At 71.8% G+C, this 13,945-nt stretch carries 5 protein-coding genes (1 of these 5 only partly in view); all 5 read right to left on the bottom strand.

What is annotated here, in order from left to right; all coding sequences use genetic code 11:
- On the bottom strand, nt 1–9,792 hold the 5' portion of the coding sequence (locus PSQ21_RS06300; RefSeq protein WP_337961668.1) for an amino acid adenylation domain-containing protein. Its footprint begins 7,389 nt before the window's first position; only the first 9,792 of its 17,181 coding nucleotides appear in the window; the start codon lies at nt 9,790–9,792; its stop codon lies beyond the left edge, outside the window.
- 66 nt (nt 9,793–9,858) lie between these two features.
- A complete protein-coding gene (locus tag PSQ21_RS06305) occupies nt 9,859–10,065 on the bottom strand; it encodes an MbtH family protein (protein WP_274029411.1) in 207 nt (68 codons plus the stop codon).
- Between the two features lie 956 nt (nt 10,066–11,021).
- The gene (locus PSQ21_RS06310; RefSeq protein ID WP_274029412.1) at nt 11,022–11,861 is read right to left on the bottom strand and encodes a poly-gamma-glutamate hydrolase family protein; all 840 of its coding nucleotides are present in this window, start codon (nt 11,859–11,861) and stop codon (nt 11,022–11,024) included.
- Nucleotides 11,862–11,918: 57 nt separating this feature from the next.
- A complete protein-coding gene (locus PSQ21_RS06315) occupies nt 11,919–13,439 on the bottom strand; it encodes a PH domain-containing protein (protein WP_274029413.1) in 1,521 nt (506 codons plus the stop codon).
- Nucleotides 13,436–13,942 carry a PH domain-containing protein gene (locus PSQ21_RS06320; RefSeq protein ID WP_274029414.1) on the bottom strand — a complete coding sequence of 169 codons (507 nt, stop codon included), beginning with the start codon at nt 13,940–13,942 and terminating at the stop codon, nt 13,436–13,438. Before PSQ21_RS06320 ends, PSQ21_RS06315 begins: the two co-directional genes overlap by 4 nt.
- Nucleotides 13,943–13,945: the final 3 nt, after the last annotated feature.

The following is a 13,945-nucleotide window of genomic DNA, read 5'->3' on the forward strand; positions in this document are numbered from 1 at the left end:
CAGCCCGGAGAGGTCGTGCTCCTGGTAGGCGGGCGGGAGTTCACGGAAGAGCAGCTGGACCGGCTCCTCCAGGCCCTCGTGGACGAAGCCGGCGCCGAGGTTGGGGTGGCGGCGCAGCAGCTGCTCCGCGGCCGCCCGCAGCGCGGTGCCGTCCATCGGTCCCGTCAGCTCGAAGAGGAGCTGGACGTTGTACGGGTCCTGGCCCCGCTGGTCGTAGAGGGAGTGGAAGAGCAGCCCCTCCTGGAGCGGAGCGAGCGGCAGCACGTCGGCCAGCTCGGGCCTTCCGTCCCGCAGCCGGGTCAGCTCGGACGCGGTGAGGTCCACCAGCGGGAGGTCGGCGGGGGTCAGTTCGGCGGAGTCCGTGCGGGCGGCGTGCGCCGCCAGAGCCTTCAGGGTGCGGAACCAGCCGTCGGCCAGTTCGCGCACCGCGTCCTCGGTGAAGACGCCGTCGGGCCAGATCCAGGTGGCCGTCAGCCGCGGCCCGTCCGGGTGGTCCTCGGTGAGCGCGCTGATCTCCAGGGAGTGCGCGAAGGGCATGCGCGGGTCGCCGCTGCCGCCGAGCAGACCGTCCTGCGTGTCGGTCGACCAGCCGGTGGAGCCGAAGGTCTCGTCGGCGGTGAACCTGCCGAGGTAGTTGAAGCCGATCTGCGGCTTGGGGAGCTGTGCGAGCATCGGCCCGGTCTGCGGGTTCAGATGGCGCAGCAGCCCGTAGCCGAGACCGTTGTCCGGCAGTGCGCCGAGCAGCTCCTTGATCCGGTCCACGGCTCGGGGCGCACCGGTCCCGCCGGCGCGCAGGTCGTCGGCGTCGATCCGGCCCGCGTCCAGGCGCACCGGGAACGTGCTGGTGAACCAGCCGACCGTACGGGTCAGCTCGGCGTCGGCGACGGTCTCCTCACGCCCGTGGCCCTCCAACTCGACGAGTACGCCGGTGGTGTCCGCCGCGGCGCCGCGGGCGCGGCGCCAGTCGGCGACCGCGAGCGCGAGCCCGGTCAGCAGGATGTCGTTGACCCGGCCGCGGTAGACCGCGGGGGCCTCGGTGAGCAGGGGCGCGGTGACCGAGGCGGGCAGCGTGAGGCTCAGCGTCCTGGCGTTGCCCGCCACGTCCCGCGTCCGGTCCAGCGGCCGGTCGCCCAGCAACGGGTCGACGCCCGCGAGGAGTTCGGCCCACAGCGTGGTCTCCGCCATGCGCGCCGGGTCCTGGGCGAGCTCGGAGAGCCGCTCGGCCCAGCGGCGGAAGGAGGTGCCGACGGGGGCGAGAGCGGGCTGCCCGCCTTCGGCGAGGGACTGCCACGCCTCGGCCAGGTCGGGCAGCAGGATGCGCCAGGAGACGCCGTCGACCGCGAGGTGGTGCACGACCAGCAGGAGGCGTCCCGCCCGGTCGGGTCCCGCGTCGAACCAGACGGCCCGTACCAGGGAGCCCGCCTCGGGGGACAGGAGTTCGCGTGCGGCCCGCGTGTGCTCGTCGACCGTCGCGCGCAGCGCGTCCTCGTCGAGCCCTTCGACGGACACCCGCTGGATCAGGTCCGCCGCGCCGACCGCGCCGCGCTCCGCCGCCGCCAGACCCCAGACGACTCCGCCGATGCGGGTCAGCCGCAGCCGCAGCGCGTCGTGGTGGTCCAGCACGGCCTGCAGCGCCGCGGCGAGCCGCTCGGCGCCCAGCTCCGCCGGCACCTTCAGGAGCGCGGCCTGGCTGAACCCGTCCACCGGGCCGTTGAGTTCGCGCAGCCAGTGCACGGCGGGGGTCAGCGGCACCGCACCGATGCCCTCGTCCGAAACCACCGTCGCCGTGCCGTCCGGGGTGCCTGCCGTGTCATCGGCCATAGCAGCCAGCGCCTCCACCGTCTTGTGCTCGAATACGTCCCGTGGTGTCAGGGTCAGTCCGGCCTTGCGGGCCCTGGACACCAGCTGGATGGAGACGATGCTGTCCCCGCCCAGTTCGAAGAAGCTCTCGTCCACTCCGACCGAAGCCACTCCGAGCACCTCCGCGAAGAGGGTGCTGAGCAGTTCCTCCACCGCCGTGCCGGCCGCCTTGGCCGCCACCGCGGTCCCCTGCTGGGGCGCGGGCAGCGCCTTGCGGTCGAGCTTCCCGTTCGCCGTCAGCGGCAGCGCGTCGAGCGAGACGAACGCCGAGGGCACCATGTACTCGGGAAGCTCCCGCTCCACGTGTGCCCGCAGCTCCGCGTGGTCGGCCGTGCCGCCCGCGGGCACCACGTAGGCGACCAGCCGGGTGCGGCCCGGCTGGTCCTCCCGGTCGATGACCGCGACGTGCCCGGTCTGGGGGTGGTCGGCCAGGACCGCTTCGATCTCGCCGAGTTCGATGCGGTGGCCGCGGATCTTCACCTGGTCGTCGATGCGGCCGAGGAACTCCATCAGCCCGTCGGCGCGCCAGCGCGCCACGTCGCCCGTGCGGTACATACGTCCGCCCGCCGGGTCGAACGGGTCGGCGACGAACCGCCCCGCGGTCAGCCCCGGCCTGCCCAGATAGCCGCGCGCCAACTGGCTGCCCGCTATGTAGAGTTCGCCGTTCACTCCGGCCGGTACGGGGCGCAGGCCCTGGTCCAGGATGTAGACGCGGGTGTTCCACACCGGGCGTCCGATCGCGACCGGGCCCGGGTCGACGGAGTCCTCGGGCAGCACCCGGTACTCGATGCAGCCCACGGTCGTCTCCGTGGGGCCGTACTCGTTGATCACGGCGGCGCCCGGTCGTGCGGCCCGCCACTCGTCCATGACGTCGCCGCGCAGCTGCTCGCCGCCCACCACGATCTCGCCACTGGGCGAGAAGCGCTCGGGGAGCGCGGCGAGCAGTGCCAGGTGGCTGGGCGTCACCTTGAGGAAGGTGCACGGTCCGGCCTCGGCCGGGGCCGGGGCGTCGTCCTCCAGCGCGGTCACGTGCACCCGGCCCCCGACGGTCAGCGGGCCGAAGAGCGCGGTGACGGTCAGGTCGAAGGAGACGGGGGAGTGCAGCAGCGCCGTGCCGCTCAGGCTCCGGTAGGTGTCCCTGGCCCACTGGATGTACGCGCTGAGGGCGCGGTGCTCGGTGACGACGCCCTTGGGGCGGCCCGTCGAGCCCGATGTGTAGATGACGTAGGCCGGGTGGAGCGTGGACAGCGGGCGGACCCGGTCCGCGTCCGTCAGATCGCCGGCCGCGTATCCGGCGAGCGCGTCCCTGGTGCCCGCCCCGTCGAGGGCGAGCCGGGGCGTGGTGTCCGTGCCGGGCAGGCAGGACCCGGCCACCGAGTCGGTGATCACCAGGGTGGGGGCCGCGTCGGTGAGCAGATAGGAGATGCGGTCGGCCGGGTAGTCGGTCTCGACCGGCAGGTAGCCGGCGCCGGACTTCAGTACGGCCAGTACGCAGACCACCAGGTCCGCCGAGCGGGGCAGGGCGAGCGCGACGAGCTGTCCGGGCGCGACGCCCCGGCCGACCAGGAGCCTGGCCAGCCTGTTGGCGCGGGCGTTCAGTTCGGCGTAGCTCAGCCGGACGGCGCCGTCGACCAGTGCCGTGGCGTCGGGGGTCCGCGCCACCTGCGCTTCGATCAGCTCGGTGACGGTCGTGTCGGACACGCTGTGCGCGGTGTCGTTCCACTCGGTGACCACCTGGTGCCGTTCGGCGGGCTCCAGGACGTCGAGCCGTGCGACGGTGCGCGCCGGGTCGGCCTCCACGGCCTCGAGCAGCCGCCGCAGCCGCAGGGCGATCCGCTCGATCTCATCGGGCCCGAACACATCGGCGCGGTAGCCGAGGCGCAGACGGAGCTCGGCCCCGGGTATCGCGGTGAGCGTCAGCGGGTAGTGGGTGGCGTCGCGTCCGTCCACGCCGGTGACGCGCAGGTCGCCCGAGGGCGAGCGGAGGCTGTCGTAGCCCTCGGGGTAGTTCTCGAACACCGCGAGGGTGTCGAAGAGTTCGTCGGCTCCGGTGAGCCGCCGGATGTCGGCGAGGCCCAGGTGGTGGTGGCCCAGCAGACGTGACTGCTCGTCCTGGATCCGGGTGAGCAGCTCCCGTACCGTCTCCTCCTCGCGCAGCCGTACCCGTACCGGAAGCGTGTTGATGAACAGGCCGAGGGTGGTCTCGATGCCGGGGAGGTCGTCGGGGCGGCCCGACACGGTGGTGCCGAAGACCACGTCGTCGCGTCCGGTCAGCCGGGCGAGCAGCACCGCCCAGGCGCCCTGCACCAGGGTGTTGAGCGTCAGGCCGAGGCTCCGGGCGCGCCGGGTCAGCGCGGCGGTGAACTCCTCGGACAGCGCGGTCATCAGGAGTTCCGGGGGCACCGGGGCGTGTGCCTCGGGCGCGGGCACCAGCAGGGTGGGCTCCTCGACGCCTTCGAGCGCGGTCCGCCAGGCCTCCTCGGCCGCGGCCCGGTCCCGGCCCGCGAGCCAGGCCAGGTAGTCGCGGTAGGGCGTGACGCGGTGCAGGCCGTCGGTCGCGCCGTCCTGGTCGTACAGCGCCAGCAGCTCCTGCACGAGTGCGGGCATCGACCAGCCGTCGAGGATGATGTGGTGGTTGGTGAGCATCAGCAGGTGTGTGTCGCCGTCGAGTCCGGCGACCGTCAAGCGCAGCAGCGGCGCGGCGGTGAGGTCGAACCTGACGGCGCGGTCCTCCTCGGCGAGCCGGGTGACGGCCGCCGCGCGCTCGGCCGGGGCCAGGTCCGTCAGGTCGTGCTCCCGCCAGGGCAGCACGGCCTCGCCGAGCACGACCTGCACCGGCCGGTCGGTGCCCGCGTGGCGGAACACGGCCCGCAGGCTCTCGTGGCGTGCGAGCAGCGCTTCCGCGGCCCTGCGCAGCCGGGCCCGGTCCAGCGCGCCGGACAGCTCGAAGAAGAACTGGACCTGGTAGACGTCCGGCGCCCGGTCGTCGTAGACCGAGTGGAAGAGCAGCCCCTCCTGGAGCGGGGCGAGCGGCAGTACGTCGGTGAGGCCGGGGTGGGCGGCCTCCAGCTCGTCGACCTCGGACTGGTCCAGCGTGACGTGCGGGAAGTCCGACGGGGTACGGCCTCCGGCTCCCGGCAGGTCCGCGTGTGCCACCAGCGTCTCCAGGGCGCGGAACCAGCCGTCGGCCAGCTCCCGCACGTCCGTCTCCGTCAGCAGCTCCCGCGCCCATGACCAGTGGGCGAGCAGCCGGGGGCCGTCGGGGCGGTCCTCGGTCAGCGCGTTGACCTCGATGGTGTGGGCCAGGGGCAGCGCGTCGTCGCTGCCGCCGCCGAGTGCGCCCGCCTCCGCCGCGGGGGTCCAGTCACGGCCTTCTCCCGCACCGGCCGCGGTGAACCGGCCCAGGTAGTTGAACCCGATCTGCGGGCGGCCGAAGCCGGCGAGCTCCGGTCCCGTGCGCGGGTCGAGGTAGCGCAGCCTGCCGTAGCCCAGGCCCTTGCCGGGTACGGAGGCCAGCTGCTCCTTGACGCGCTTGAGGGCGGTGCCGATGGCCGGGTCGTCGGCCGGGACGGTGCCGGGACCGACCGGGCCCGGGTCGAGGCGTACGGGGAACAGGCTGGTGAACCAGCCCACCGTGCGGGACAGGTCCATGCCCGCCACGAAGGGATCGCGGCCGTGGCCCTCCAGGTCGACCAGGAGTTCCGGGGAGTCGCCCAGGCCGCGCTCGCGCCGCCATGCGGCGACGGCCAGGGAGAGGCCCGTCAGCAGGACGTCGTTGACGCCGGCGTGGAAGGCGGCGGGGACCCGGGTCAGCAGGGCCTCGGTGCGGTCGGCGGGGAGTTCGAGCGTCAGCGTCCCACCCGTGCCCGCCGTGTCGCGCGCGGCGTCCAGGGGGCGGTCGGTGAGCAGCGGGTCCCGGGTCGCCAGGATCTCGCGCCACAGGGGCAGTTCGGCGTGGAGCGCGGGGTCGCCCGACTGCTCCGCCAGCTGCTGCGACCAGCGGCGCAGCGAGGTGCCGACGGGCTGGAGCGTGGGCTCGGCGCCTTCGGAGGCCGCGCGCCAGGCCTGTTCGAGATCGGGCAGCAGGATGCGCCAGGAGACGCCGTCGACGACGAGGTGGTGCAGCATCAGCAGCAGTCGGCCGGGCGTGTCCGGTCCCGCGTCGAACCAGACCGCGCGGAGCATGGTCCCGGCCTCGGGGTCGAGTCCGGCCCGGGCCGTCCCGGTCTGCTCGGCGATCAGCCCGGACCGCTGGTGGTCCGTGAGCCCGGCGGTGGGTACGCGGAGTACGAGGCCCTCGGCGCGCACCTGCCCCCGGGGGGCGACCGTCAGCCGCCAGCCGGCGTCGTGCTCGGCCCTGGCCAGGCTCGTACGCAGCGCGTCGTGGTGGTCGAGCACCGTCTGCAGGGCGTCGGTGAGCGTCGCGGTGGTGAGTTCCGCGGGGACCTGGAGCAGCGTCGACTGGCTGAATCCGGCTATGGGGCCGCCGCGTTCGCGCAGCCAGTGCACGATCGGCGCGGGCGTGAACTCGCCGATGCCGTCCTCGGCACGCTCCGCCCGCGGGGCCAGGTCGTCGGCGGGGACGGCGACGGCCGCGAGCGCCTCGACGGTCTTGAGGCGGAAGATGTCGCGCGGGGTCAGGACGAGTCCGAACTTCCGTGCCGCGCCGACCAGTTGGATGGAGATGATGCTGTCGCCGCCGAGGTCGAAGAAGTTCGCGTCGGCCGCGACGCTCTCCAGCCCCAGCACCTCCGCGAACAACCCACACAGAATCTCTTCCTGCGGACTGCGCGGAGCCCGACCCCCCACCACCCGATCCACCTCGGGAACCGGCAACGCCCGACGATCCAGCTTCCCGTTCGCCGTCAAAGGCAACCCGTCCAACACCACGAACGCCGCCGGAACCATGTAATCCGGCAACACCCCCGCCACATCACCCCGCAACACACCCACATCGACCGAACCACCCGACACCGGCACCACATACGCCACCAGACGCCGATCCCCCGGCCGATCCTCACGCACCACCACAGCCGCCCGACCCACCGACGACTGCCCCTCCAACACCGCCTCCACCTCACCAAGCTCAATCCGGAAACCCCGGACCTTCACCTGATCATCAGAACGCCCCACATACTCCAACGACCCATCAGCCAACCGCCGCGCCACATCCCCCGTCCGATACATCCGCGAACCAGGAACACCGAACGGATCAGCCACAAACCGCTCAGCCGACAGACCAGGCCGCTTCAAATACCCCCGCGCCAACCCAGCACCCGACACATACAACTCACCCGCAACACCCACCAACGCAGGCCGCAACGACGAATCCAGAACATAAACCCCAAGATCCGGAATCGCCTCACCAATCAAACTCCCCGCACCCGACCCCGCACCCACCCCATCCAACGCCACATACGTCACATGCACCGTCGTCTCAGTAATCCCATACATATTCACCAACACCGGCGCCACATCCCCATGACGCCCGAACCACCCCCCAAGACGCCGCACATCCAACGCCTCACCACCGAACACCACCCGACGCAACACCAACCCGGCCCCCACACCAGGAGACTCAACATCAGCCTGCATCAACTGATAAAACGCCGACGGCGTCTGATTCAGCACCGTCACCCGCTCACGAACCAACAACTGCAGAAAATCACCAGGCGAACGACTCACCTCATGACCCACCACAACCAACCGCCCGCCCGACAACAACGGACCCCACAACTCCCACACCGAAAAATCAAACGCATACGAATGAAACAACGTCCACACATCATCCGGACCAAACCCGAACCACGGACCCGTCGCCTCAAACAAACGCACCACATTCCGATGCGGCACCACCACACCCTTCGGCCGCCCCGTCGAACCCGACGTATAAATCACATACGCCGGCGAATCCCCCCACACCCGAGGCAACACCACACCAGCACCAGCACCAGCACCAGCACCAGCCGGAAGATCATCAACAAACACCACCCCCGGCACCACACCCCGCACCTCAGCACCCAACCCCGCCCACACACCCGACGACGTCACCACCAACGACGGACCCGCATCCCCCACCACGAACGCCAAACGCTCCGACGGATACGCCGGATCCAACGGCACATACGCCGCACCCGACTTCACCACCGCCAACAACGCCACCACCAGATCGACAGACCGCTCCAGCGCCACCCCCACAAAACCCTCAGGACCAGCACCACGACCCACCAACACACCCGCCAGCACCGACGCACGCGCATCCAACTCCGCATACGTCAACCGCTCATCACCACACACCACAGCCACCGCACCCGGCGACCGCACCACCTGCTCAGCGAACAACTCACCCAACGACACCCCACCCCCCACCACCACAGGCAGGGAGGGCAGGGAGTTCACGGACCGGTCGTCGCCGCCCGGCAGCTCGACGGTGCCGAGCGGCAGCTCGGGGTCGGCGGCACCGACACGGCCCAGGAAGTCGACGAACCTGGCGAGGTGCCCGGCCAGCTCCCGCTCGTCGTAGAGGTCGGGGTTGGCGTCGAAGTCGATCTGCAGACCCGCGCCGTCGGCCCGGTCGTAGACGACGATCGACAGGTCGTCGGCAGGACCGATCGACAGGTTGTGGACATCCGCCCGGTGGCCGCCGAAGCTCAGGTCGTAGTCGAACATCATGATGTTGACCTGCGGCCCGACCAGGGGCTGGTCCTCGTCGAGGAGGCCCAGGTCCTTGCGCAGGTCCTCGTACCGGTAGCGCTGGTGCTTGAGTACCGCGCGCATCTCGCCCGCCACGTCCCGCATCAGCTGGGCGACGCCGACGTGCGGGCTCACGGGGAGCCGCAGCGGCAGCACGTTGGAGAGCATGCCGGGCACCGCCCTGCGCGTCCGGCCGAGCCGGGTGGTGACCGGCATCCCGAGCACCGTCTCGGCCCCGCCGCCGATCCGCTGGAGGTACGCGGCGGTGATCGCGGTCATCGCCGCGGGCCAGGGCACACCGGCCGTGCGGGCCGTCTCGCGCAGCCGCTCCGTGTGCTCGGGCGCGAGCACCTCGCTCCTGCGGACCAGGCCGCGGGCCATGCTCGGCTGCTTGCCCGAGAGGCTCGTCGGCGGCTGGACCCCGGCCAGCCGCCCGGCCCAGAAGCGCCGGTCGTCGGCGAACTGCCCGGACGCCCTGTACGCCTCGTCGTCGGCGACGAGTTCGCGCAGCGGGCCGAAGGGGCTCTCCCCCACGGGGTCGCCCGCGACGAGCGCCGAGTACACGTCGGCCACACGGCGCGCGACCATCGCCACGGTGTAGCCGTCGACGACCACGTGGTGGTAGCGGTAGAACCACAGGAACCGGTCGTCGGCCTCCTGGAAGAGGGCGAACCGGAAGAGCGGGTCGCTCATCGGGTCCACGGGAGCGGCCAGGTCGGCCCGCATCCACGCCTCGGCCGCCGCCCTCGGGTCCCGCTCACCGCGCAGGTCCGCGATGTGCGGCGCCCACGCGTCCTGCCGCACCGACTGCCAGAGCCGGCCGTCCTCCTCCGACAGCACGACCCGCAGCGCCTCCGCCTCGGTCACCGTCCGACGGAGGGCCGATTCGAAGAGCGCGAGGTCGACCGCACCGTGAATCTCCAGATACTCGCCCGCGCTGTAGACCGGGTTCTCGGGGTCCAGCTTCTGGGCGAACCAGATCCCGGACTGAGCGGCCGTCAAGGCAAGTCGATCTTCCTTGTGTTCAAGCACGGTGATATTCCTCAATCGAATCGGGAGATCTGGCGCGAGAAACGGAGCGCAATACGGGATACACAGCGCGGAGCGCGCGATGCGGCGCGCGAAGGCATGAGGGAATGGACGAGCAGCGGCAGGCGTCCCAGTCTTTTCTACAGGGGCGCGCAAACGGCGAACAAGCAACTCTGCAGCAAGCTGCCAGAATGTGAAGCGGGACACCACGCCGTCTGGGGAAACGGCATGGGTCCCGTGTTTCAGGAGACCTTCGAGAGGTCTGAGGGACGGCCCTCAGCCCATGGCCTCCACCAGGCTCTTCGGGCGCATGTCGGTCCAGTTCGCCTCGATGTATTCGAGACAGGCCTTGCGGCTCTCCACACCGAATGCCGACGTCCACCCGGCCGGAATCTCGGCGAATGCGGGCCAGAGGGAGTGCTGCAGCTCGTCGTTGACCAGGACGTGGTAGGTGCCGTCCTCGTCCTCGAATGGGTTGCTCATGGCTGAACCTTCCGTACGGAATGGAATGACGGGCAGTCAGAGGAACCGGCCGGACGGTGACGGAGCCGTCGATCCGCAGGACGGCACCCGTGACGCGGTCGGCCCGGTCCGGGAGCGGAAGCGCGGCGAGGTCCGCGACCTCGCCGGACGGCGATCGAGCCGGCCCGCTGCTTCGTCATCGGGAAGACCACCGATCGGCACAGGTCGCGGACGCCGTCAAGACGGACGTCCAGTACCTGGTGCCACTCCACCCGCACTGCGCGGGCGGCCGGCTGCCGTGGGGCCACGACGCTCGCGGTCAAACGACTCACGCCCCTCCCTGTGGATCGGTGCTGGGCGGCACTCTCCGCACGCACCAACGGAATCCTCCAACGGCCGCGCGCTCGGTGCGAGCGCAGATGAAACATTTGAAAGCAGCCTGTACGGGGGAACCCTCGCGGGCAGGGAGACCGGCGTGACGTCCCGGTCGAGCCGCCGGCCGGACTCGGCGCCCGCGCCCCGAGTGCGCCGCCCGCCCGCCCCGCTCGGCGTCGCCGGCCGGGCGCGGCGGGAGGACGGGCCGGTCGCGCGGTGCCCTCCCGCCAGGACGTTCCGGAACCCCCTTTCACCTTGGTGCCGAGGAACTGCCGTCGTATTCACGTGACACTTCCGCCGAAGGGAAAGAGAACTCCCCATGTCCGACCCATTCGAGGGCGGTCATGGGGAGTTCTCTTTCGCCGGTGCGACAGCCCTCCGACTCCCGCGCGCACCGAAAGGGCCGCAATGCGGGAGGGCAGTATCGCTGGAGGACCGTGTCGTTCTCCGAGGCTGCGCCGACCGCCGTGAATTGATCGTTCACCTCTCCCGCGCGTGCCTGAGGGCTGTCCCGCCCGGAATTGCGGGACAGCCCTTACGCCACGGGCCCCGGTCTATCGCGCATGGTGAAGTCCACGCGCCGTACGCCGCGTACGCGCCGGTCAGAGGAGGACCTGGTCCGTTCCCTGCTCCAGCTTCGTGATCGCGGCCCGGCAGGCGCCGACGAAGCGGTCGAAGACCGGGGTGGTGCTGCCGGCCCGGCCCGCGCGGGTGTTGTTGGTGAACATGGCGGCGCGCAGCTCCGTGGTGAGCTCCAGCTGCCCGCCCTTGTCGAGCATGGTGCGGTTGACCGGGTTGGTGGGGTTGACCCCGGCCAGGTCGGGCACCTCGTTGCCGTCGCGCCAGGCGATGCCGACCGCGTCGAACTCGGCCTTGAGCAGCGTCTTGAAGCGGGTGTTCAGCCCTCCGACGACCACGGCCTGCGGGGCGGTGCCCGCCTGCGCGGCCGTGCAGCCGTGCAGGCTCAGGACGTTGAGGCTGCTCGCCGCCATGGAGAGGGCGATGTGGTCGTCGCAGTTCTTGGAGGTGACGTGCAGATCCCTGTTGCCGGAGGTGCGCAGCCCCTCGAACATCCAGTAGTCGAAGACCCCGTGGCCGTCCGTCAGCGGGGCGAGCGTGGCCGGGTGGTAGCCGGCTATGGCGAGGCAGAGCTCGGAAGTGCCCATCTCGATGCCGCCGCCGTGCAGCGCCATGACGGTGGTCCGGTTGTACGGGAATCTCTGCGGGAGCGAGTGGTCTGCGTACTCGTGTCTGCGGTAGCGGCGGGCGAACTCGACGCCCTCCTGGCCCGCGAGCTTCTTGTAGAGGTCGGTGTTGGAGGTGTAGATGTCCAGGTCACCGGTGGCGTGGGCGTCGGTCGCGGTGAGCGAGCCCAGCAGCGGGCCACTGACGGCTGCGGTGGCGAGGGCGGTGAGGACCGTACGACGGCTGGTGGAAGTCATGATCGATATCGTCGCCGACCCGGGCCCTGCCGCACAGGGGGTCTCCTGTGCCGTAGGTCACGGCCCGGTGTTCCCGGCGCGCTCCAGGAAGGGCTCCAGCAGGCCCGGCACCGCCTCGGCGGCGAAGGCGAGTCCCTCGGCCACGTCGGCGTCGTACACCGTGTAGGCGCCTCCGCCGGCGGCGGTGGTGGCCGTGATGCTCACCAGTCCGGCCCGCCGCTGGAACACCGACTGCCTGACCGTCCAGCCGATCACCCCGGCCCGCTCCAGGGCGGCGGTGGAGCGGCGGACCGAGCCGGAGCGGGTGACCAGGTAGCGCCCGGAGAGCGCGTGCCCGAGCCCCCGGTACGCGTCCAGGGCGAGCGCCACCGCCACGGGTGCGAGAACCACCGTGCAGCCGAGCGCGATCCACAGCAGGACGGGCGTGAGCAGCGCCCCGAGGACGGTCAGGATCAGGACCGGGCCTAGGAGCGCGGCGAGCGACCAGCGCAGTCTGCGCCCCCGGGCGGCGCGCGGGTGGCGCACGAGCGCGGCACCGGTCGGGGCGGCCGTCTCGCGCAGTACGTCGGCGGCGACGGCGTCGGCCCGGGTCCGGGGCACGGCCGGGAGCAGGGTGTTGTGGTCGGCGCTTTTGGCCTCGTTGTCCTTGGCGAGGCCGGTGGTGATGGCGTCCAGCCGGGCCGCGCCGAGCAGCCGTACGCCCAGCGGCTCGACCAGGTCGACGCCGCGCAGCCGGGCCTCCTCGACGGAGATGGACCGGGAGGTGAACAGTCCGCGCCGGACCCGGAGGGTGCCGCCCGGCTCGCGCTCCAGGCGGTAGTTCCACCACATCTCGACCCAGAGGCCGAGCGCCCCGACGACACCCGCGACCAGGGCGGCCAGGACCAGGACGGTGATCGTCCAGAGCAGCGGGGTGTCCCGGAGGCGGTCGCCGATCCACTCGATGACCTCACCCTGGGCCCCGACCCAGTCGCTGACCTGGAGCACGGCCCCGGCAGCGGCTCCCCCGAGCATGGGAGCGACGAAGGAGACCGGGGCGTAGCGGATCCAGCGGGGGTCCAGGACGGCCAGTTCCCCTTCGCGGTGGCCCCCGTCGGCCGGTGCGGTGGCGGCACGCTCCAGGAGGACGCGGCGCAGCCGTTCGCCCTCGGCACGGGCGACCGGGTCCAGTTCGAGCGTGGACTCGGAGCCCTGTTCTCCGGTGCCGATCCGGACGGTGACCAGGCCGAGGAGGCGAAGCATCAGGTTGGCGGTGAGGTCGACGGTGCGGATGCGTGTCCGGGCCAGCGAGCGGCGCTTCACGAGGAGGAGGCCGGTGTGGAGGTCCACGCGCTCCTCGCCGATCCGGTAGCGGGTGCGGTGCCAGCGGACCCGGTCGGCGCCCGCGGCGGTCCCGACGATCAGGACCGCGCCGGCGAGCACCTGGAGCCCGGCGGCCGGGAGGCTGAACCATCGGGTGAGTCCGAGCGTGACGGGGATGGCCGCGCCCGCGACGACCCCGGCGACGACGAGGGCGGTGACCAGGACCGTACGGGGGTCGAGGCGGCGCCAGTCGCCTTCCGGGGCGGCGGTGCTCATGTGGCGTCGCCGGGGGTGTCGCGGGTGATGCGGGTGAGCCGCCCGGCCAGGTCGGCGGCGACCTCGTGGTCCAGGCCCGCGATCCGTACCGCTCCCTTGGAGGAGGCGGTGGTCACCGTGACCGTGGCGAGGCGGAAGAGCTGCTCCAGCGGGCCCCGTACGGTGTCCACGGTCTGGATCCGGGACATCGGGGCGATCCGCCACTCCTGCCAGAAGAACCCGGTGCGGACGTACACCGCGTCCGTGGTGATCTCCCAGCGGTGCGTACGGAACCACCACAGGGGGAAGAGGACGGCGGCCGCCGTGCCCGCCGCGGCGAGGACCGCGGCGGGCAGCAGCAGCCAGAAGCGGGCGGGGCCGATCAGCGCGCCCAGGACCGCGAGCGGCACGACGGGCACGGCGGTCAGCAGCAGCCACTGGGCCCGCCACCAGCCGACGGCCCGCTCGTTCACCGTGTCGCGTGGCGGCCGCAGCACTGCCGTCGCCCCCTCCCCCTGTGGCACCGG

The organism is Streptomyces sp. MMBL 11-1 (assembly GCF_028622875.1).
Lineage (GTDB): Bacteria > Actinomycetota > Actinomycetes > Streptomycetales > Streptomycetaceae > Streptomyces.